Raw genomic sequence first — 17,635 nt, 5'->3', positions numbered from 1 at the left:
CGCATGGGATCGGAGTTCGAGCGGATCGCCGCCGAGAAGTACGTCGTCCTGACCACCTTCCGCAAGAACGGCACCCCGGTGCCGACGCCGGTCTGGGCGGCGGGCGACGGCGGCGAACTGGTGCTCTGGTCCGAGCGGAAGGCGGGCAAGGTCAAGCGCATCCGCAACAGCGGACGGGTCGAGATCCAGGCCTGCGACTTCCGGGGCAACAAGACCCATGGCGACGTCGTCTCGGGCGAGGCGCGGCTGCTGGACCTCGACGCGACCGAACGCGTGCGCAAGGTGATCGCGCGGAAGTACGGGATCACCGGCCGGGTCACGATGTTCTTCAGCAAGCTGCGGGGGCCGAAGGACCGGACGGTGGGGATCGCGATCAAGCTGGCCGAGTAACCCCAGCGCGTGCCAGGAAAGGACCGTTCCTTGCGAATTTTGCAAGGAACGGTCCTTTCCTGGCACGCGAGGTACCGCGATCAGGCGTTCTGCAGCGCCCGTAACCGAGCCGCCATCGCCGCCGAGTCGTGGTCCGGCCCGCAGCCGTCCACCAGGATCAGATCGCCCGGGATGTGGTCCGCCCGCAGGTGCAGGATCTCCTGGTAGGCGGCCGACGCGTACCACTCGCGGGCAACGGCAAGGCTCGGGAAGCCGATCATCACCAGCGCTCCCGGCCACTCCCCCTCGACGACCTCGACCTCGGCCCCGTGCACGAGGAACTTCCCGTCGAAGGGATCGAGCGTGTCCTGGATCCGCTCCAGATACTCCAGGACTTCCTCGGTCGGCGCGCCGGTGGGGCGAAGGTGGGCGATACCGTACGCGGTCATGATTTCCTCCCAGGTTTCGTTGTCCTGGAAGGAATCCTGACCGAGCGGGCGGGTGGCGTCGATTACCCGGGAGGTAAAGCTCAGAACTCCGCGACGGCGGCGAGCGCCTCGGGCAGGGTGAACGCGCCGGCGTAGAGCGCCTTGCCGACGATGGAACCCTCGACACCGTCGCGGGCCAGCGCGGCCAGCGCGCGGAGATCGTCCACACTGGACACACCGCCGGAGGCGATGACCGGTGCGTCGGTGCGGGCGGCGACCTCGCGGAGCAGGTCGATGTTCGGGCCCTGGAGGGTGCCGTCCTTGCTCACGTCGGTGACGACGTAGCGCTGCGCACCGTCACGGTCGAGGCGGTCGAGGACCTCCCAGAGGTCACCGCCGTCCTGTGTCCAGCCGCGGGCGGACAGCCGGTGCCCGGCCTCGGTGATCCGCACGTCCAGCCCGATGGCGACACGGTCGCCGTAGGAGGAGACGACCTTCGCGGTCCACTCCGGGTCCTCCAGCGCCGCCGTGCCGAGGTTGACCCGGCGGGCGCCGGTGGCCAGCGCGGCCTCCAGCGAGGCGTCGTCGCGGATGCCACCGGACAGCTCCACCTGGACGTCGAGCTTCGCCACGACGTCGGCGAGCAGCTCGCGGTTGGAACCCTTGCCGAACGCGGCGTCGAGATCCACCAGATGGATCCATTCCGCCCCGTCACGCTGCCAGGCGAGCGCCGCCTCCAGCGGGCTGCCATAGGAGGTTTCGGTGCCGGCCTCGCCCTGGACGAGTCGCACGGCCTGGCCATCGGCCACATCAACGGCGGGAAGGAGCGTGAAAGTCACGCACCCACTCTAAGCGAGGGTGTTCAGCCAGTTGCGCAGCAGGTGCGCCCCGGCGTCCCCCGACTTCTCCGGGTGGAACTGCGTCGCCCACAGCGGCCCGTTCTCGACCGCGGCGACGAAGTCCTGGCCGTGGTTCGCCCAGGTCACCTTGGGCTGCCGCCCGGCGAGGCCGGAGTCCAGTTCCCAGGTCCGCGCGGCGTAGGAGTGCACGAAGTAGAACCGCGTGTCCGCGTCGAGCCCGGCGAACAGCTCCGAGTCCTCCGGGGCGCGGACGGTGTTCCAGCCCATGTGCGGCAGGACGTCGGCCTCCAGCTTGTCGACCGTGCCCGGCCACTCACCGGCGCCCTCGGCCTCCACGCCGTGCTCGACGCCGCGTTCGAACAGGATCTGCATGCCGACGCAGATGCCCAGCACGGGACGGCCGCCCGCGAGGCGCTTGCCGATGATCTTCTCCCCCGACACCGACCGCAGCCCCTCCATGCAGGCGGAGAAGGCGCCGACACCGGGCACGACCAGGCCGTCGGCCTCGAGCGCGGCATGCGGGTCCGCGGTGACCTCGACGTCGGCGCCGGCGCGCTGGACGGCGCGTTCGGCGGACCGGAGGTTGCCGGACCCGTAGTCCAGGATCACCACGCGAGGAGTAGCCACCCGCCCAGGTTAGCGGACCGGATTTTCTCCGGATTTCCTGTTTCGACGTTCACTCTTCTGGGTAATAACGCCTCCAAGTGAAAGGCCGGCGTAGGACCGCCCTGCACTTTTGGAGGAACGATGCGGGACGCCGACGACCTGACTCGCCTGCTCAGCGCCTGGCGCGAAGACATCGACAGCGTGCCTTTCCCGACCTTCGCGGAACTGCTGATCCCGGCACAGAAGCGGCGCTCCGCGCCCGCCCGGACGGCCACGGCATCGGTTCAGGTGACGAAGACCACCGGATGGCGCGATCGCTGACACTCGACTCCGGTCGTGTGTGTGGTTTTCTTCATAGGCCGCGTCCTGCTCGCAGGACGCGGCCTGAGATGCCCCACCGAGCCGACCAGGAGTGACGCATGAGCAGCAGCCCGGATCCGCGCGACTTCCTCGATCTCGACGCCGAGCTCTCCGCCGAGGACCGGGCCATGCGTGACGCCGTGCGTTCGTACGCACACGACCAGCTCCTGCCGAATGTCGCCGAATGGTACGAAACGGGCGCCCTGCCCGCCGCCGAGCTCGCCAAGGGGTTCGGGCAGCTCGGGCTGCTCGGCATGCATTTGGAGGGTTACGGCTGCGCGGGCACCAGCGCGGTCGCCTATGGCATCGCCTGCCGTGAGCTGGAGGCCGTCGACTCCGGGCTGCGCAGCTTCGTCTCGGTGCAGGGTTCGCTGGCGATGTACGCGATCCACAAATGGGGCACCGAAGAGCAGAAGCAGGAGTGGCTGCCGCGGATGGCCGCCGGTGAGGCGCTCGGCTGCTTCGGCCTGACCGAACCGGACGCCGGCAGCGACCCCGGCAGCATGCGGACGCGCGCGGTGCGCGACGGCGCGGACTGGGTGCTGAGCGGCACGAAGATGTGGATCACCAACGGAACCGTGGCCGACGTCGCGGTCGTCTGGGCGCAGACCGACGAAGGCGTGCGCGGTTTCGTCGTCCCCACGAACACGCCGGGCTTCACCGCGAACGAGGTCAAGCACAAGCTGTCGCTGCGGGCCTCGCTGACCGCGGAACTCGTGCTCGACGGTGTCCGCCTGCCGGATTCGGCGACGTTCCCCGAGGTCAGGGGGCTGCGCGGGCCGCTGTCCTGCCTGAACGAGGCGCGCTACGGGATCCTGTTCGGCGTCGTCGGCGCCGCTCGCTCCTGCTACGAGTCCGCGCTGGAGTACACGCTGAGCCGGGAACAGTTCGGCAAACCGCTGGCCGGTTTCCAGCTCACCCAGCGCAAGCTCGCCGATCTCGTCGTCGAGGTCAACCGCGCCGGGCTGGTGGCGCTGCGGATCGGACGGCTCAAGGACGCCGGGACGCTGCACCACAACCACGTCAGCTTCGGCAAGCTCGCCAACGTCCGCTCCGCGCTGGAGGTCGCCAGGACCGCGCGCGGCATGCTCGGCGCCAACGGGATCTCGCTGGAGTACCCGGTGATGCGGCATATGTCGAACCTGGAAACCGTGCTGACCTACGAGGGCACCGAGGAGATGCACGCGCTCTCGCTCGGCCAGTCGGTCACCGGGCTGGCCGCCTTCCGCTGAGCCGTCCGCCGGAAACTGTCGGTGCGGGCCTCTATGGTCCGCGCATGACCGATTCCCCCGGGTTCCAGTCCGTCGTCGAGCTGCGCCGGTACACCCTGCACCCCGGCCGCCGGGACGAGCTGATCGAGCTCTTCGAGCGCGAGTTCGTGGAGAGCCAGGAAGCCTGCGGCATGCGCCTGTTCGGCCTCTTCCGCGAACCGGCGGAGCCGGACAAGTTCGTGTGGCTGCGCGGTTTCCGTGACATGGAAGCCAGGCGGGCCGCCCTCGAAGCGTTCTATTACGGGCCCGTTTGGCGGGAGCACGGCCCGGCGGCGAACGAGACGATGATCGACGCCTCCGACGTCCTCCTGCTGCGCCCGTCCGGGCCCGGTTTCCCCGCTCCCGGCGGTGGCGGGGAAGCGCGGGTGCTGGCGACGGTGTGCCATCCGGTCGGGCCGGTCAAGGAGTTCTCCGAGTACTTCGCGGACACCGTGGCCCCCAAGCTGCGGGAGTCCGGCGTGGACACGTTCGGCCATTTCGAAACGGAGCCGGCGGAGAACACCTTCCCCCGGCTTCCCGTGCGGGAGAACGAGACGGTGTTTGTCTGGTTCTCGAAGGTCGCCGCGGAGCACCGGGAAGTCCTCGGCCGGGTGGGCGCGGAACTCGCGGACAGGCTCGAACGACCTTGGCAACAGTTGGAACTGACACCGACCGCGCGCTCATCCCTGCGCTGAAAGGAGGTCCGCGAGTCCGTCCGGGTAGAGAATCGCCTCGCCGCTCGCCACGTCGGCCATCGGCAGCCAGTGCACGCGCGCGCCGTCGTCGAGGACGACGCCGACCTCGTCGCGCTCGTAGAACGCCTTGTCGGTGAGGTCGGCGGTGAACAGGAACACGATCTCGTGCCCCGGCCTGCCCTCGAAGGTGTACACGTTCTCCAGCACGGCGATCTGCTCGACCGAGGTCAGCTCCGCCGCGAGTTCCTCCTGGAATTCGCGGTGCAGCGCCTCCGCGGCGGTTTCGCCGAACTCGATCCCGCCGCCGAGCGGCCGGTGGTAGGTCACGCCTTTGGTGTTGTCGCGACCTTCGAACACGAGAAGGTCTCCGCCGCGGCGGATGACCCCGAGCGCGAGCGGGCGGATCGTCGTCATCCTGGTGACGCTAGCGGAGGAATTCCTTGACGGACAAGGTGATCGAGCCGGCGTCGAGACCGTGCGCGAGGTCGTGATCGGCCATTTCGCCGTAGATCCGGACCTCCGCGTCGCGCCGGACGCCGAGGGAGAGCAGCCGGTGCGGCGTTTCGGACAAGGCGTCCGCCACCGCGTGCGCCGAGGTTCCCGCGAGGTAGGGCTCGACCAGTACGACGTCGGTGCTCCCCGCGGCCTCGACGGCCGAGCGCAGCCCGGCGGCGTCGAACGGCCGGATCGTCGAGGTGTAGAGCACGGTGACGTCGAGGTCGGCGGTCGCTTCCAGCACCCTGTCGAGCATCGGCCCGACGGCCACCACCACACCCCGCCCGCCTTCGCGCAACGTCTGGAGGCCCGCGCCGAGATGCGCTTTCGCGTTCTCCTGCGCGGAAAGCCGGAGATAGACGCGCCCGGTGCCGGGGATGGATTCGAGCAGCAGCCGCCGTGCTTCCTCGGGATGCCCCGGCACGTGCACGGTCCAGCCCGGCAACGTGTCGATGAGGGCGACGTCGCCGGGTGCCTGATGCGTCCGCCCGGCGGTCGGCATGTCGTAGGACGCGCCCGACGACACCAGCACGGCGCCGACGTCCTGGTGCCCGAGGTCGAGTTTGACCTGCTCGAAAGCCCGCTCCACGAGGAACGACGAGAAGGTGTGGACGATCGGGCGCATCCCGGCCAGCGCCAGTCCGCCCGCGGTGCTCATCATCAGCTGTTCGCGGATGCCGACGTTGAGCACCCGGTCGGGGTGTTTCCTCGCGGCGAAGGCGAGTTGTGCCGCGGAGATGTCGGCGAGCACGACGGCGACGTTCGCGTCGGTGTCGAGCACCTCGGCGGCGGCTTCCAGGAACGTTTCACGCATGTTCACGGGTTCAGGCCTTTCGCTCGACGGTCGCGACCACGGCGAGCGGCCGGTCCGGATGGGGTGTGGTGAAGGCTTCGTGGAGCGCGTCGTGGTCGCGACCGTCGACGGTGCGCGTCGCCCAGCCCTCGACCTCGAACCGGCGCGCGATCCCGCCGGGCCAGCCGTGCGTGGCCGAGGAGTTGTCGACGACGACGGCGGTCAGCTGCGGCATGCCGATGCGGCCGGCGATCGCGATGGCCTCTTGGTTGGAACCCTCGTCGAGTTCCGCGTCGCCGACGAGGGTGACGACCTTGGCGTCACGAAACCCCTTGGCGCGCAGGCCGAACACGGTCCCGATGGCCAGCGGGAGCCCGTGCCCGAGCGAACCGCTGGAGATCTCGGCCACGGGCAGCCTCGCCCGATCCGGATGGTGGCCGAGCCGGGACTCGGCCGAAGTCCAGTCGGCGAGTTCCTCCTCATGGATGAAGCCCTTTTTCGCCAGCACCGCGTAATAGGCCATCGGGCCGTGGCCCTTCGACAACAGGAAGCGGTCCCGGCCGGGCTCACGAATGTTCTCCGGGGTGATGTCGAGCACACGGTCGTAGAGCACCCACAATACGTCCACAGTGGACTCGGCGGCCGCCTGATGCTTCTCGTCCCCGGTCATCAGCGAGATCAGCCTCGGCAGATCCTCGTAGCCGGTCTTGATGTCAGTGGTCATGAACCGAGGTTGCAACCTCGACTTAAGTCGAAGTCAAGGCTAGCCTGGCGACGTGACGAGACTGGCTGAACACCTGAGCATCGGACAGGTCGCCGACCGCAGCGGCGTGCCCCATACGGCTTTGCGCTTCTACGAGGACAAAGGGCTGATCAGCTCCGAGCGCTCGGCGGGCAACCAGCGGCGGTACTCGCGTTCGGTGCTGCGCCGGATCGCCTTCATCCGCGCCGCGCAGCGGGTCGGCCTCACCCTGGACGACATCAGCTCGGCGCTGGAGACCCTGCCCAAGGACCACGCCCCCACCAAGGCCGACTGGGCCCGCCTTTCGCGGGGCTGGCAGGACGAGCTCGACGCGCGGATCGACGCGTTGCAACGCCTGCGCGACAGGCTGACCGGCTGCGTCGGCTGCGGTTGCCTTTCCCTGCGCAGCTGCGGGCTCTACAACGCCGACGACCAGATGTCCCGGTTCGGCCCTGGTGCGGGCAAACTGCGCCCGGCTTCCGAGGGCGGTATCTGAATTCCGTTGCCACCAGGGTGCCGGATATGCGTCACTGGGACGCGAAATGGACAAGAAACACCTCATCCGGGTCTCGAAACGACTCTCCCGGCATCTGCGGCACGCACCCGGCGACATCGGGATCACCCTCACCCCTGACGGCTGGGTCGAAGTCGACACGCTTCTCGCGGCCTTGCGGCGCAACGGCTTGAAAGTCACCCGCGCCGAACTCGACGAAGTCGTCGAAGGCAACGACAAGCGGCGCTTCGCCTTCGACGAGGACGGGCTGCGGATCCGTGCCAGCCAGGGCCACAGTGTCGACGTCGACCTCGCGCTGCCCGCGGCGATCCCGCCGGACGTGCTCTACCACGGCACGGTCTCCCGGTTCCTCGACGCGATCATGGCTCAGGGACTCCGGCCAATGAAACGGCACGCCGTGCATCTCTCGGCGACCGTGGACACCGCGAGGGCCGTCGGAGCCCGGCGTGGTGTCCCGGTGCTGCTCGCCGTCGACGCACGGGAGATGACCGCCGCCGGGCACGAATTCCAGGTGAGCGCCAACGGTGTCTGGCTCACCGCCGCCGTTCCGCCGGAGTTCCTGCGGCGCCTCCCCTAAACCAGGCCGTTCGCCCGCAGGAGCCCCAGCATGCCCACGGTGAACATGCCGTTCCACTCCAGCGCGGCCGCGGGCGAGTAACTGGCGTAGTCGACCCGCCAGCCCCCGTCTTCGTGCTGTCCGCCCGCCACTCGCCGCAGATCCGCTTCGATGACCTCGGGCCGGAACAGCTTCCGTGCCGGGCCACCGGGTTCCGGGGCGAAATCGAGCGGGCGCATGGCCTCGCCCTCGATCCCGCCGCCGACGGCGACCACCCCGTCGTCCGGGAGGAACCGGCCGAGCTTCTCGACCAGACGCGTGTCGCCCAGGGCGTCCACCAGCTTCATCGCGAAGGCGAGGACGAGCGCGTGCGGTGCCTCGTCGAGCTTTTCGATCTCGCCGAGGCAGTAGCTCGTCGCCTTCGCCAGCCACGGATGCGCGGCGACCGCGGGATCGTGCGCCGCGACGCGATGGGCGGTGACCGCGACGATCGCGGTGATCTGCAGCGAGGAGACCGACGGATCCGCGTCCGCCCAGAACGGCGCGCTGCCGTCGGGATCCGGCATCGGCAACGCGAACGGGATCCCGCCGTCGGGCAAGGAGATCGAGGCGAGCCAGTCGCAGAGTTCGGCCGCACGTGGGCTGGTCATGGGGCCGACGTCGGCGAAGACCTCGAAAGCGTGCAGCGCGCCACCGGGCTGGCTCGTCACCGAGCGGCAGTCGGGTTCCAGCCCGTGGCCGTAACCGCCGTCGGGATTGCGGTACGCCTCCAGCGCGGCGAGCGCCGCCGCCGGGTCACCGTCGCGGAAAAGGACCTCGAAGCGCCGCCTGTCGAGCAGCCTGGCCTGGGTGGCCATGAACGTGGCCGCCGTCTTCAGATCGATGTTCATACCGACAGGGTCGCGTGGATCGCGGCCGCTGTCTTGAACACATCGGTCACGAGCGGCGTCGCGGGCGGTTGTAGAGCTTGCGCCCGACGGCCAGGAGCGTTTCGCGCAGCGTTTCGTCGTCGAGCGAGGCGACCTCGGGCGAGCCGCCGGCGATGGCGATTCCCGCCAGCAGTACCTGCGCGGTCACGATCGCGGTGAGATCCGGATCGGGGCCGACCAGGATCTCCAGCAGCCGGTTCTTGAAACTGTCCGAGCTGTGCACGGACTTCTCGATCGCGCGGGCGATGCCCGGGTCACTGGAGAACAGGGCGACCAGCGAACGGTGCCGCACCACGAGATCGACGAAACCGTCCAGCAGGTGGTCGATCTGCGCGCCCCGGGTGCGCTGCGCCCGTGCGTCGTCGACGATGCCCTCCAGCTCGCGCAGCACGGGTTCGGCGACCGATTCGGTGATCTCCGCCTTCGTCTTGAAGTGGTAGTAGACAGCGGCCTTCGTGACGCCGAGGGCGTCCGCGATCATCTGCAGCGAGGTGCCTTCCACGCCGTGTTCGGTGAACAACCGCAGCGCCGTGCCCAGTAGTCGCGTGCGGGTGTCCTCCGCGTGGACGACGTCCATGTTCCCTCCTCGATCAGCCGTCGGAGATTACGTCAAGCGTGCCCGCGTGGCCAAACGAGTACTAGCCGTGCGGCTAGTCACACACTTGCCGATCGGCTTGTAGGCCCCTAGCCGATCGGCTAGCTTGGAATGAACCTGATCGAGTGAACGGGAGACTTTCGTGGCCAGCTTCCTCTACCGCCTCGGCCGGTTCTCGTTCCGGCGCCGGGCACTGGTGACGGCGGTGTGGGCCGCCGTTCTGGTGGCCCTCGGCGCGGGAGCGCTGACCTTGTCCGGCCAGCTTTCGAACTCGGTGACCATCCCCGGAACCGAGTCGCAGAAGGCGATCGACCAGCTCGCCGACCGGTTCCCGGAAGCCGCCGCCGGTGGCGCGACGGCGCGTGTCGTCATCTCGACCCCCGGCGACATCACCGACGCCGCCGGGAAGGCGGCGATCACCCGTCTCGTCACCGGGCTCAAGGACGCGCCGAAGGTCGCCGGCGTTGTCGACCCGCTGCAGGTCCAGGCGATCTCGCCCGACAAACATGTCGCGATGGCGCAGGTCAGCTATCGCGTGCCGGGCTTCGAGCTCACCGACGCCGACCGCGACGGCCTGATGGCCGCCGCCGATTCCGCCAAGGCGGCCGGGTACACCGTGGACTTCGGCGGCGACGCCGTGCAGGCGATGCCCGCGACCAACGCCACCGAAGGCCTCGGTGTCGCCGTCGCCGCGGTCGTCCTGATCATCACGTTCGGCTCGTTGCTCGCGGCCGGGATCCCGCTGCTGACCGCGCTCATCGGCGTCGGCATCGGCATGGCGGGTATCACGACCGCGTCCGGTTTCCTCGAACTGAACACGAACACGCCGGTGCTCGCGCTGATGATCGGCCTGGCCGTCGGCATCGACTACGCGCTCTTCATCGTTTCCCGCTATCGGCACGAACTCACCATCGGCCGCGATCCGGAGGAAGCCGCCGGACGCGCCACCGGTACCGCGGGCTCCGCCGTGGTGTTCGCCGGGCTGACCGTCATCATCGCGCTGGCGGGCCTGACCGTCGTCGGTATCCCGTTCCTCGGCGAGATGGGGATCGCGGCGGCGATCACCGTCGCCATCGCGGTCGTCATCGCGCTCACCCTGCTGCCCGCCGTCCTCGGTTTCGCGGGTGCCAAGCTCGCGGGCGGAAAGATCCGCTTGCGCCGCAAGGAAAGCACGACGACACACGGCGAGCGCTGGGCGAAGTTCGTTGCCCGCCACCGGATCCCGGTGCTGATCGCCGCGATCGCCGGGCTCGCGATCGTCGCCGTCCCGGCCGCGAGCATGCAGCTCGGCCTGCCGAACGACAGCACCGCCGCGCCGGACACCACCCAGCGCAAGGCCTACGACACCGTCACCCGCGGCTTCGGCGAGGGCGCCAACGGCCCGCTGGTGATCGTCGTCGACCTCGCCGGTAGCCGCGACCCGCAGGCCGCGCTCCAGCAGGCCACCGCCGGGATCAGCGGTCTTGAGGAGCGCCCGATCGTCATGCCGCCGAAGGTCGGCCATGACCTGGCGTTGCTGACCGTCATCCCGAAGAGTGGTCCGAGCAGCACCGCGACCGAAGACCTGGTCAGCGATATCCGCGGCCTGAACGCGGGGCTGGGTTCGGCCACCGGCGCGTCGCTGGCGGTGACCGGCCAGACCGCGGCCAACATCGACGTCTCGGAGAAACTCGCCGACGCGATGCTGCCCTATCTCGCGCTGATCGTCGGGCTCGCGTTCCTGCTGCTGATGCTGGTGTTCCGGTCGATCGTCGTCCCGCTGAAGGCGACGCTGGGCTTCCTCGGCTCCGTGGTCGCGACGTTCGGCGCCGTGGTGGCCGTGTTCCAGTGGGGCTGGCTCACCGACCTGCTCGGAGTGAAGACGACCGGGCCGATCATGAGCATGCTGCCGATCCTGCTGATCGGTGTGCTGTTCGGGCTCGCGATGGACTACCAGGTGTTCCTGGTGACGCGGATGCGGGAGGAATACGTCCACGGCGCCGACCCGCAGCAGGCGATGGTGACCGGTTTCCGGCACGGCTCCCGCGTCGTGGTCGCCGCCGCGCTGATCATGATCAGCGTGTTCGCCGGATTCGTGCTCGCGGAGTCCTCGCTGATCCAATCGATCGGGTTCGCACTGGCCTTCGGGGTGCTGGTGGACGCGTTCGTGATCCGGATGACCATCGTCCCGGCGCTGATGTCGCTGCTCGGCCGCGGTGCGTGGTGGCTGCCGAAGTGGCTGGATCGCGTGCTGCCCGATGTCGACGTCGAAGGCGAGAAGCTCGCGAAGCAGCTCGATGCGCCTGATGAGCGGGAGCTGGTCGACGCCTCGAAGTAGGTGCCGTTGCAGCGTGGCACCCGCATAAGTACGTGAAGGCCCCCTTCACTGCGCTAGACGCAGTGAAGGGGGCCTTCACGTACTCGGGTCGGAAGCCGCGGGCCGGTCAGGCCAGCCAGGCGATGGCGCCGCCGATGGCCAGCAGCGCGCCGATCCCCAGCACGACGGCCATGAACTTGACGCTCTTCCAGGTCGCGTAGACGCCGCCGATCAGGAAGCCGCCGAGCGCGAACAGCAGCACAGCGATGGTCGTGTTACTCACGCCCGCCACCCTGCCACACGCCCGCGACCGTGACCGCGCCGGGCTCCGGCCTTGCCACGGGGGCAGGCCCCGGCTAACGTACAACCACATGGTTGTACTTCGAGAGGAGAGCGAGGAGTCGCTCAACCAGCTCTTCCGCGCCCTGGCCGACGGCACCCGCCGCGACATCCTGGCGCGGGCGATCACGGAAGCGCCGTCGGTCTCCGATCTCGCCGCGCACTACGAGATGAGCTTCGCCGCCGTGCAGAAACACGTCGCCGTGCTTCAGCGCGCGGGTCTCGTACGGAAGCGCGCCCACGGCCGCGAACAACTGGTGTCGACCGATCGTGAGCGCCTCAAGCACGCCACCGAGCTTCTCGATTCCTACGAAGTCCTTTGGCGCCAGCGGGTGGCGCAGCTCGACGATGTCCTCCTGGAAGGGGAATGACGATGCCGATCACCTCGGTCACCAAAGATCCCGAGAAACTCCATCTCACCGTCGTGGCGGACTTTCCCGTTTCGCAAAAGCGCCTGTGGGCGGCCTGGGAAGATCCAAGGCAACTAGAGCGCTTCTGGGGGCCGCCGTTCGCGCCCGCCACGTTCACCCATCACGATTTCCGGACGGGCGGCCGCGCCGAGTACTTCCTGACCGGGCCCAACGGGGAGAAGTGGCCCAATTCCTGGAAGTTCGCCGCGGTGAATCCCATCGACTTCTTCGAGGCGGAGGACGGCGACGACCACGACGAGGACATGCCCACGTCCATGACTTTCACCTTCGAGACGACATCGACGGGATCCCGGATGATCCATGTGACGTGCTTTCGCAGTGTCGAAGCCATGGAGAAGACGATCCCCGGGATGGAAGAGGGGTTCCGCGCCGCGATGCCCCAGCTCGACGCACTGCTGGAGGCGTGATGAGAAAGCTCAAGATCATCGAGCACATCTCGCTCGACGGCGTTGTCCAGCACTCCGCCGACGAGAACGGCTTCCCGTACAGCGGCTGGAACCTGCCGTACCGGACCCCCGCCGGCCGGGAAGCCCTCCTGGCCGCGCACACCGAAAGCTTCGATCTGCTGCTCGGCCGCCACACCTACGACCTGTGGTCGGAATACTGGCCGGACGCGCCGAGCGACCCGTTCGCGGACCGGCTCAAGGCGGCGACGAAGTTCGTCGTCACCCACCGGCCGGAGAGCCTGAAATGGGGTCCGTTCGAGGGAGTCGGCCCGGACCTCGTCGAAGGCGTTCGCCGCATCAAGGCGGCGGACGGTCCGGACCTCGTCCTCTCGGGCAGCTCCACGCTGACGTCGACGCTGCTCGAAAACGGGCTCGCGGACGAAGTCGTGCTGGCCGTCTATCCGCTTCTTTTGGGCACAGGCAAGCGTTTCTTCGCCGAGGGAACGCCTGCCCAGGCCCTGGACTTCACCGGCTCCACGACGACCCCGTCCGGCGTCCAGCTCAACACCTACAAGCCCACCGGAAGCGTTTAGTCCTCTGGATGCGGTGGTTGCACGCGCAAGGAACGCATCCAGAGGACTAAACGCGGGGGCTAGAGGACGCCCTTGGTCGAGGGGATGCCGCCCGCCCGCGGGTCCGGCTCGGTGGCCGCACGCAGCGCCCGCGCGACGGCCTTGTACTCGGCCTCCGCGATGTGGTGCGGATCCCGGCCGTGCAGCACGCGGACGTGCAGCGCGATCTGCGCGTGGAACGACAGCGAGTCGAACACGTGCCGCGTCAGCACGAACGGGTAGTTCCCGCCGATGGTGAAGCTGTTGAACTGCTCGGGTTCGCCGAGGTGCACGCAGTACGGCCGCCCGGAGACGTCGATCGCGGCGTGCGCGAGGGTTTCGTCCATCGGGATCCACGCGTCGCCGAACCGGCGGATACCGCTCTTGTCGCCGAGCGCCTGCCGCAGCGCCTGGCCGAGCACGATCGCGGTGTCCTCGACGGTGTGGTGCGCGTCGATGTGCACGTCCCCGGTCGCCTGCACCTTGAGGTCGAGCGAGCCGTGCACGCCGAACGCGGTGAGCATGTGGTCGTAGAACGGGACACCGGTGTCGATCTCCACCTGCCCCGTGCCGTCCAGGTCGAGCTGGACCGAAATGGACGATTCCTTGGTGGTGCGGTCCACCTTGCCGACGCGACTCATCGCGGCACCTCCTTGCTGGCCTCGAGAAAGGCGTCGTTCTCTTCCGGCGTGCCGATGGTCACCCGCAGGTGCCCGGCGATGCCGACGTCCCTGATCAGCACGCCGTTGTCCAAATAGGACTTCCAGGTCGCGGGCGCGTCCGCGAACCGTCCGAAGAGGACGAAGTTCGCGTCGCTCGGGACCGGCGTGAATCCCAAGCCCAGCAACGATTCCACCACGCGGTCGCGTTCGGCCGCGAGTTTGGCGACCGAGGCGAGGGTGGCGTCCGCGTGCCGCAGCGCGGCGCGCGCGGCGGCCTGCGTGAGCTTCGACAGGTGATACGGCAGGCGCACCAGCTGCAGCGCGTCGACGATCGCGGGCGCGGCGGCCAGATAGCCGAGCCGTCCGCCCGCGAAGGCGAACGCCTTGCTCATCGTGCGCGACACGATCAGCTTCGCCGGATACTCCTCGATCAGCTCGACGGCGCTCGGCTGCGAAGAGAACTCCGCGTACGCCTCGTCGACCACCACGATGCCCGGCGCCGCTTCGAGCAGCCCGCGCAGCTCGTCGAACGGGATCGACCCGCCGGTCGGGTTGTTCGGGCTGGTCACGAACACGATGTCCGGTCGGCGTTCGCCCACCAGCGCGGCCGCCTTCTCGGTGTCGAGCGTGAAATCGTCGCGGCGCGGCACCGGCAGCCAGTCGGTGCGGGTGCCCGCCGAGATGATCGGGTGCATCGAGTACGACGGCTCGAAGCCCAGCGCCGACCGGCCGGGACCGCCGAAGGCCTGCAGGACCTGCTGCAGGATCTCGTTGGACCCGTTGGCGGCCCACACGTTCGACTCCGAGACCAGCACGCCGGTGGACACCGCGAGGTAGTCCGCGAGGTCCTGGCGCAGCGCGATGGCGTCGCGATCCGGGTACCGGTGCAGCGAAGCGGCCTCGGCGCGGACCGCCTCGGCGACGTCGGCCACCAGCGCGTCCGGCGGCGGGTACGGGTTTTCGTTGGTGTTGAGCCGGATCGGCACGTCGAGCTGCGGTGCGCCGTACGGGGTCTTGCCCCGCAGGTCCTCCCTCAGCGGGAGCGCGTCGAGCGTGATCTCCTCGCCGATGCTCATGCCCGCTCCCCTTCGAACCGTGCCGTGATGGCCTCGCCGTGCGCGGGCAGGTCTTCGGCGTTCGCCAGCGCGACGACGCGACCGGCGATCTCGCGCAACGCGTCCTGGCTGTAGTCGACGACGTGCACGCCCTTGAGGAAGCTCTGCACCGAAAGCCCGGACGAGTGCCGCGCGAACCCGCCGGTGGGCAGGACGTGGTTGGATCCGGCGCAGTAGTCGCCGAGCGAAACCGGCGCGTACGCCCCGACGAAGATCGCGCCGGCGTTGCGCACGCGGGCCGCCACCGAGCGCGCGTCCGCGGTCTGGATCTCCAGGTGTTCCGCGGCGTACGCGTCCACGACGCGGATCCCGTCGTCCACAGTGGACACGAGGATGATGCCGGACTGTTTGCCGCCCAGTGCTTCCGTCACCCGCTCGGAGTGCTTGGTCGCGGCCACGCGACCGGTGAGTTCCTTGTCGACGGCGTCCGCGAGCCCTTCGGAGGTGGTCACCAGCACACTCGCGGCGAGCGGGTCGTGCTCGGCCTGGCTGATCAGGTCGGCGGCGACGTGCACCGGGTCGGCGGTCTCGTCGGCGAGGATCGCGATCTCGGTCGGGCCCGCCTCGGAGTCGATGCCGATGATGCCGCGCAGCAGCCGCTTGGCCGCGGTGAGGTAGATGTTGCCGGGCCCGGTGACGATGTCGACGGGCTCCAGTGTCGCGCCGTCGGTGTCGGTGTCGCCGTACGCGAGCAGCGCGACGGCCTGCGCGCCGCCGACGGCCCAGACCTCGTCGACGCCGAGCAGTTCGGCGGCGGCCAGGATCGTCGGGTGCGGGAGCCCGCCGAACGCGGCCTGCGGCGGCGAGCACAACACGAGCGTGCCGACGCCGGCGATCTGCGCCGGGACGACGTTCATCACCACGGTCGAGGGGTACACCGCGAGCCCGCCCGGCGCGTACAGCCCGACACGCTCGACCGGGATCCAGCGCTCGGTGACGGTGCCGCCGTCGACGACCTCGGTCGTGACGTCCTGACGGCGCTGATCGCCGTGGACCTTGCGGGCGCGGGCGATGGACTCCTCCAGCGCCTCGCGGACGGCCGGGTCCAGGTTCGCGAGCGCGCTCGTGAGCTCCGAGGCGGCCACGCGGACACCGCCGGGACGGACCTTGTCGAACATCTCGGTGTACTCCAGGACCGCCTCGACGCCGCGATCGCGGACCGCCTCGACCACCGGCCGTACGTGATGCAGCGCCGCGTCCACGTCGTACTCGGCACGTGGGAGCGTGCTCCTGAGTTCGGCAACGGACGGGACCTGTCCACGCAGGTCGGTACGGTTCAGCATGGGTCAAGGGTACGAGGTGGCCGGATCGCCCCGAGCAGGCACACTGGGGTGGTGACCAGCGATCCCACGATGAGGGAGGCCTCCGTGCCGCGAATCGGGTTGTGCCAGCTCACGGCGGCCGAGGATCCCGAAACGAACCTGAAGCTGATTCGCGAAGGCGTGACGGCCGCGGTGGCCGAGGGCGCGCGGATCGTGGTGTTCCCCGAAGCCGCGATGGCACGCTTCGGCATCCCGCTCGCGCCCGTCGCGCAGCCTTTGGACGGTCCGTGGGCGTCCGCGGTGGCGTCCCTCGCCGACGAGTACGGCGTCGTGGTCGTCGCGGGCATGTTCACGCCGTCACCCGACGGGCGCGTGAGCAACACGCTGCTCGTCACCGGCGCCGGGCACCATTTCGGCTACGACAAGATCCATCTGTACGACGCGTTCGGGTTCGCCGAGTCCGACACGGTCGCCCCGGGGACCGCGCCGGCCACCTTCGTCGTCGACGGGGTCACCTTCGGCGTCGCGACCTGTTACGACATCCGCTTCCCCGAGCTGTTCCGGAAGCTGGCGGACGACGGCGCCGACATCGTCCTCGTGCCCACGTCCTGGGGCGCCGGTGAGGGCAAACGCGAGCAGTGGGAGGTGCTGGTGCGCGCCCGCGCACTCGACTCGGGCTGCTGGGTGCTGGGCTGCGGGCAGGCCGATCCGGCCACGACCTCGACCCCGGTGAACCCCAAGGCACCGACCGGGATCGGCTACTCCACCGTGTCCGACGGTTTCGGCCGCCTCCACACCCAGCTGGGCGCCGGACCGGAACTGGTGATCGTCGACATCGATCCCGCGGTCAGCGGGAAGGCGCGGGCGGCGACGGGGGTTCTGGCGAACCGTCGCCTGTAGCGTCCACCGATCGTTCGAAGAAGGATTCGAGCACCACGATCGTCTGTGTCCCGGTGACACCCTCGATCGCGTACAGCCTGCGCAGGGAGGCCTGCAGCTCCTCGGTGGTCGGCGTGCGCACCTTCACCAGCAGCGAGGCCGGGCCCGCGATGACATGCGCCTCGACGACCTCCGGCAGCGCCTCCAGCGCGGCCTTGGTCGGCGCGTCGCCCATCCACGAGCCCGCCTCGACCAGCACGAACGCCATCACCCCTCGGCCGACGGCCGCCGGGTCGACGTCGACGGTCGTGCGCCGGATGACGCCCTGTTCGCGCAGTTTGCGGACCCGCTCGTGCGCGGCGCCCGCGGACAGCCCGACCGCCTTGCCGAGCGCGGCATACGCCTGGGTCGCGTCCTGCTGCAACGCGGTGAGCAACATGCGATCCATGTCATCCATGGGTT

At 69.3% G+C, this 17,635-nt stretch carries 24 protein-coding genes; 11 read left to right on the top strand and 13 right to left on the bottom strand.

Going from position 1 to position 17,635, the window contains the following annotated elements; all coding sequences use genetic code 11:
- Positions 1 to 3 precede the first annotated feature (3 nt).
- Entirely contained in the window at positions 4 to 390 is a 387-nt protein-coding gene (locus ACIBTM_RS43445) for a PPOX class F420-dependent oxidoreductase (protein WP_395882962.1), read from the top strand.
- Positions 391 to 470: 80 nt separating this feature from the next.
- On the opposite strand, the gene ACIBTM_RS43440 is transcribed toward ACIBTM_RS43445, so the two are convergent.
- The 3 genes from ACIBTM_RS43440 to hisH all read right to left on the bottom strand — a co-directional run bounded on the left by ACIBTM_RS43440 (position 471) and on the right by hisH (position 2,269).
- Positions 471 to 818, bottom strand: coding sequence for a DUF1330 domain-containing protein (locus ACIBTM_RS43440; RefSeq protein ID WP_395882961.1), 348 nt, complete (start codon positions 816 to 818; stop codon positions 471 to 473).
- Positions 819 to 898: 80 nt separating this feature from the next.
- The gene (gene priA, locus ACIBTM_RS43435; RefSeq protein ID WP_007029948.1) at positions 899 to 1,636 is read right to left on the bottom strand and encodes a bifunctional 1-(5-phosphoribosyl)-5-((5-phosphoribosylamino)methylideneamino)imidazole-4-carboxamide isomerase/phosphoribosylanthranilate isomerase PriA; all 738 of its coding nucleotides are present in this window, start codon (positions 1,634 to 1,636) and stop codon (positions 899 to 901) included.
- A 9-nt stretch (positions 1,637 to 1,645) separates the two neighbouring features.
- Positions 1,646 to 2,269: an imidazole glycerol phosphate synthase subunit HisH gene (gene hisH / locus ACIBTM_RS43430; RefSeq protein ID WP_395883012.1), complete on the bottom strand. Its 624-nt coding sequence runs from the start codon at positions 2,267 to 2,269 to the stop codon at positions 1,646 to 1,648.
- 135 nt (positions 2,270 to 2,404) lie between these two features.
- Here hisH and ACIBTM_RS43425 point away from each other — a divergent pair, with 135 nt between their 5' ends.
- From ACIBTM_RS43425 to ACIBTM_RS43415, 3 genes are all read left to right on the top strand, one after another.
- Entirely contained in the window at positions 2,405 to 2,584 is a 180-nt protein-coding gene (locus ACIBTM_RS43425) for a hypothetical protein (RefSeq protein WP_395882960.1), read from the top strand.
- 98 nt (positions 2,585 to 2,682) lie between these two features.
- Positions 2,683 to 3,855 carry an acyl-CoA dehydrogenase family protein gene (locus tag ACIBTM_RS43420; RefSeq protein WP_395882959.1) on the top strand — a complete coding sequence of 391 codons (1,173 nt, stop codon included), beginning with the start codon at positions 2,683 to 2,685 and terminating at the stop codon, positions 3,853 to 3,855.
- Positions 3,856 to 3,899: 44 nt separating this feature from the next.
- The gene (locus ACIBTM_RS43415; RefSeq protein ID WP_395882958.1) at positions 3,900 to 4,568 is read left to right on the top strand and encodes an NIPSNAP family protein; all 669 of its coding nucleotides are present in this window, start codon (positions 3,900 to 3,902) and stop codon (positions 4,566 to 4,568) included.
- On the opposite strand, the gene ACIBTM_RS43410 is transcribed toward ACIBTM_RS43415, so the two are convergent.
- Genes ACIBTM_RS43410 through ACIBTM_RS43400 form a run of 3 tightly spaced genes read right to left on the bottom strand, consistent with a single transcriptional unit; the run spans position 4,554 to position 6,580 of the window.
- The gene (locus ACIBTM_RS43410; RefSeq protein WP_395882957.1) at positions 4,554 to 4,982 is read right to left on the bottom strand and encodes an NUDIX hydrolase; all 429 of its coding nucleotides are present in this window, start codon (positions 4,980 to 4,982) and stop codon (positions 4,554 to 4,556) included. The genes ACIBTM_RS43415 and ACIBTM_RS43410 overlap by 15 nt on opposite strands.
- A 10-nt stretch (positions 4,983 to 4,992) precedes the next feature.
- A complete protein-coding gene (locus ACIBTM_RS43405) occupies positions 4,993 to 5,883 on the bottom strand; it encodes a transketolase family protein (protein WP_395882956.1) in 891 nt (296 codons plus the stop codon).
- A 4-nt stretch (positions 5,884 to 5,887) separates the two neighbouring features.
- Positions 5,888 to 6,580: a transketolase gene (locus tag ACIBTM_RS43400; protein WP_395882955.1), complete on the bottom strand. Its 693-nt coding sequence runs from the start codon at positions 6,578 to 6,580 to the stop codon at positions 5,888 to 5,890.
- Positions 6,581 to 6,632: 52 nt separating this feature from the next.
- Between ACIBTM_RS43400 and soxR the strand changes: the two genes are divergently transcribed.
- A complete protein-coding gene (soxR, locus tag ACIBTM_RS43395) occupies positions 6,633 to 7,094 on the top strand; it encodes a redox-sensitive transcriptional activator SoxR (protein ID WP_395882954.1) in 462 nt (153 codons plus the stop codon).
- Positions 7,095 to 7,140: 46 nt separating this feature from the next.
- Positions 7,141 to 7,689: an RNA 2'-phosphotransferase gene (locus ACIBTM_RS43390; RefSeq protein ID WP_395882953.1), complete on the top strand. Its 549-nt coding sequence runs from the start codon at positions 7,141 to 7,143 to the stop codon at positions 7,687 to 7,689.
- Here the strand turns inward: ACIBTM_RS43390 and ACIBTM_RS43385 are convergent.
- A complete protein-coding gene (locus ACIBTM_RS43385) occupies positions 7,686 to 8,558 on the bottom strand; it encodes a hypothetical protein (protein ID WP_395882952.1) in 873 nt (290 codons plus the stop codon). The two genes, ACIBTM_RS43390 and ACIBTM_RS43385, sit on opposite strands and share 4 nt — an antisense overlap.
- A 46-nt stretch (positions 8,559 to 8,604) precedes the next feature.
- Positions 8,605 to 9,174 carry a TetR/AcrR family transcriptional regulator gene (locus ACIBTM_RS43380; protein WP_395882951.1) on the bottom strand — a complete coding sequence of 190 codons (570 nt, stop codon included), beginning with the start codon at positions 9,172 to 9,174 and terminating at the stop codon, positions 8,605 to 8,607.
- A gap of 160 nt (positions 9,175 to 9,334) precedes the next feature.
- On the opposite strand from ACIBTM_RS43380, the gene ACIBTM_RS43375 reads away from it, so the two are divergent.
- On the top strand, positions 9,335 to 11,509 hold the full coding sequence (locus tag ACIBTM_RS43375; protein WP_395882950.1) for an MMPL family transporter: 2,175 nt from the start codon (positions 9,335 to 9,337) through the stop codon (positions 11,507 to 11,509).
- 106 nt (positions 11,510 to 11,615) lie between these two features.
- Here the strand turns inward: ACIBTM_RS43375 and ACIBTM_RS43370 are convergent, their stop codons facing one another.
- Complete coding sequence (locus ACIBTM_RS43370; RefSeq protein WP_016335988.1) at positions 11,616 to 11,771, bottom strand: hypothetical protein; 156 nt, start codon at positions 11,769 to 11,771, stop codon at positions 11,616 to 11,618.
- Between the two features lie 88 nt (positions 11,772 to 11,859).
- Between ACIBTM_RS43370 and ACIBTM_RS43365 the strand changes: the two genes are divergently transcribed.
- The 3 genes from ACIBTM_RS43365 to ACIBTM_RS43355 are packed head-to-tail and all read left to right on the top strand — an operon-like array spanning position 11,860 to position 13,237.
- On the top strand, positions 11,860 to 12,198 hold the full coding sequence (locus ACIBTM_RS43365; protein WP_395882949.1) for an ArsR/SmtB family transcription factor: 339 nt from the start codon (positions 11,860 to 11,862) through the stop codon (positions 12,196 to 12,198).
- A 2-nt stretch (positions 12,199 to 12,200) separates the two neighbouring features.
- Positions 12,201 to 12,665, top strand: coding sequence for an SRPBCC domain-containing protein (locus ACIBTM_RS43360; RefSeq protein ID WP_395882948.1), 465 nt, complete (start codon positions 12,201 to 12,203; stop codon positions 12,663 to 12,665).
- Positions 12,665 to 13,237 (top strand): dihydrofolate reductase family protein, encoded by a 573-nt coding sequence (locus ACIBTM_RS43355; RefSeq protein WP_395882947.1) that lies wholly within the window; start codon positions 12,665 to 12,667, stop codon positions 13,235 to 13,237. The genes ACIBTM_RS43360 and ACIBTM_RS43355 overlap by 1 nt, the downstream gene beginning before the upstream one ends.
- A 59-nt stretch (positions 13,238 to 13,296) precedes the next feature.
- On the opposite strand, the gene hisB is transcribed toward ACIBTM_RS43355, so the two are convergent.
- The 3 genes from hisB to hisD are packed head-to-tail and all read right to left on the bottom strand — an operon-like array spanning position 13,297 to position 16,315.
- Complete coding sequence (gene hisB / locus ACIBTM_RS43350; protein WP_007029930.1) at positions 13,297 to 13,896, bottom strand: imidazoleglycerol-phosphate dehydratase HisB; 600 nt, start codon at positions 13,894 to 13,896, stop codon at positions 13,297 to 13,299.
- Positions 13,893 to 14,993, bottom strand: a complete 1,101-nt coding sequence (locus ACIBTM_RS43345) for a histidinol-phosphate transaminase (RefSeq protein ID WP_395882946.1) — start codon at positions 14,991 to 14,993, stop codon at positions 13,893 to 13,895. The genes hisB and ACIBTM_RS43345 overlap by 4 nt, the downstream gene beginning before the upstream one ends.
- Positions 14,990 to 16,315, bottom strand: a complete 1,326-nt coding sequence (gene hisD, locus ACIBTM_RS43340) for a histidinol dehydrogenase (protein WP_395882945.1) — start codon at positions 16,313 to 16,315, stop codon at positions 14,990 to 14,992. The genes ACIBTM_RS43345 and hisD overlap by 4 nt, the downstream gene beginning before the upstream one ends.
- 84 nt (positions 16,316 to 16,399) lie before the next feature.
- Between hisD and ACIBTM_RS43335 the strand changes: the two genes are divergently transcribed.
- Entirely contained in the window at positions 16,400 to 17,194 is a 795-nt protein-coding gene (locus tag ACIBTM_RS43335) for a carbon-nitrogen hydrolase family protein (RefSeq protein WP_395882944.1), read from the top strand.
- On the opposite strand, the gene ACIBTM_RS43330 is transcribed toward ACIBTM_RS43335, so the two are convergent.
- The gene (locus ACIBTM_RS43330) at positions 17,142 to 17,630 is read right to left on the bottom strand and encodes an Lrp/AsnC family transcriptional regulator (protein WP_395882943.1); all 489 of its coding nucleotides are present in this window, start codon (positions 17,628 to 17,630) and stop codon (positions 17,142 to 17,144) included. The two genes, ACIBTM_RS43335 and ACIBTM_RS43330, sit on opposite strands and share 53 nt — an antisense overlap.
- Positions 17,631 to 17,635 lie beyond the last annotated feature (5 nt).

This window comes from Amycolatopsis sp. NPDC049868, from assembly GCF_044461365.1.
Lineage (GTDB): Bacteria > Actinomycetota > Actinomycetes > Mycobacteriales > Pseudonocardiaceae > Amycolatopsis.
Note: the sequence above shows the minus strand (reverse complement) of the source record. Positions and strands in the feature narration are given on the sequence as shown.

What these genes read in the sequence shown, in the direction of transcription:
- ACIBTM_RS43400 (WP_395882955.1), bottom strand. Translation starts at nt 6,580, where the DNA reads ATGACCACTGACATCAAGACCGGCTACGAGGATCTGCCGAGGCTGATC.
- ACIBTM_RS43365 (WP_395882949.1), top strand. Translation starts at nt 11,860, where the DNA reads ATGGTTGTACTTCGAGAGGAGAGCGAGGAGTCGCTCAACCAGCTCTTC.
- hisB (WP_007029930.1), bottom strand. Translation starts at nt 13,896, where the DNA reads ATGAGTCGCGTCGGCAAGGTGGACCGCACCACCAAGGAATCGTCCATT.
- ACIBTM_RS43330 (WP_395882943.1), bottom strand. Translation starts at nt 17,630, where the DNA reads ATGGATGACATGGATCGCATGTTGCTCACCGCGTTGCAGCAGGACGCG.
- ACIBTM_RS43345 (WP_395882946.1), bottom strand. Translation starts at nt 14,993, where the DNA reads ATGAGCATCGGCGAGGAGATCACGCTCGACGCGCTCCCGCTGAGGGAG.
- ACIBTM_RS43445 (WP_395882962.1), top strand. Translation starts at nt 4, where the DNA reads ATGGGATCGGAGTTCGAGCGGATCGCCGCCGAGAAGTACGTCGTCCTG.
- ACIBTM_RS43410 (WP_395882957.1), bottom strand. Translation starts at nt 4,982, where the DNA reads ATGACGACGATCCGCCCGCTCGCGCTCGGGGTCATCCGCCGCGGCGGA.
- ACIBTM_RS43385 (WP_395882952.1), bottom strand. Translation starts at nt 8,558, where the DNA reads ATGAACATCGATCTGAAGACGGCGGCCACGTTCATGGCCACCCAGGCC.
- ACIBTM_RS43390 (WP_395882953.1), top strand. Translation starts at nt 7,141, where the DNA reads ATGGACAAGAAACACCTCATCCGGGTCTCGAAACGACTCTCCCGGCAT.
- ACIBTM_RS43420 (WP_395882959.1), top strand. Translation starts at nt 2,683, where the DNA reads ATGAGCAGCAGCCCGGATCCGCGCGACTTCCTCGATCTCGACGCCGAG.
- ACIBTM_RS43440 (WP_395882961.1), bottom strand. Translation starts at nt 818, where the DNA reads ATGACCGCGTACGGTATCGCCCACCTTCGCCCCACCGGCGCGCCGACC.
- ACIBTM_RS43360 (WP_395882948.1), top strand. Translation starts at nt 12,201, where the DNA reads ATGCCGATCACCTCGGTCACCAAAGATCCCGAGAAACTCCATCTCACC.
- ACIBTM_RS43380 (WP_395882951.1), bottom strand. Translation starts at nt 9,174, where the DNA reads ATGGACGTCGTCCACGCGGAGGACACCCGCACGCGACTACTGGGCACG.
- ACIBTM_RS43415 (WP_395882958.1), top strand. Translation starts at nt 3,900, where the DNA reads ATGACCGATTCCCCCGGGTTCCAGTCCGTCGTCGAGCTGCGCCGGTAC.
- ACIBTM_RS43355 (WP_395882947.1), top strand. Translation starts at nt 12,665, where the DNA reads ATGAGAAAGCTCAAGATCATCGAGCACATCTCGCTCGACGGCGTTGTC.
- hisD (WP_395882945.1), bottom strand. Translation starts at nt 16,315, where the DNA reads ATGCTGAACCGTACCGACCTGCGTGGACAGGTCCCGTCCGTTGCCGAA.
- ACIBTM_RS43425 (WP_395882960.1), top strand. Translation starts at nt 2,405, where the DNA reads ATGCGGGACGCCGACGACCTGACTCGCCTGCTCAGCGCCTGGCGCGAA.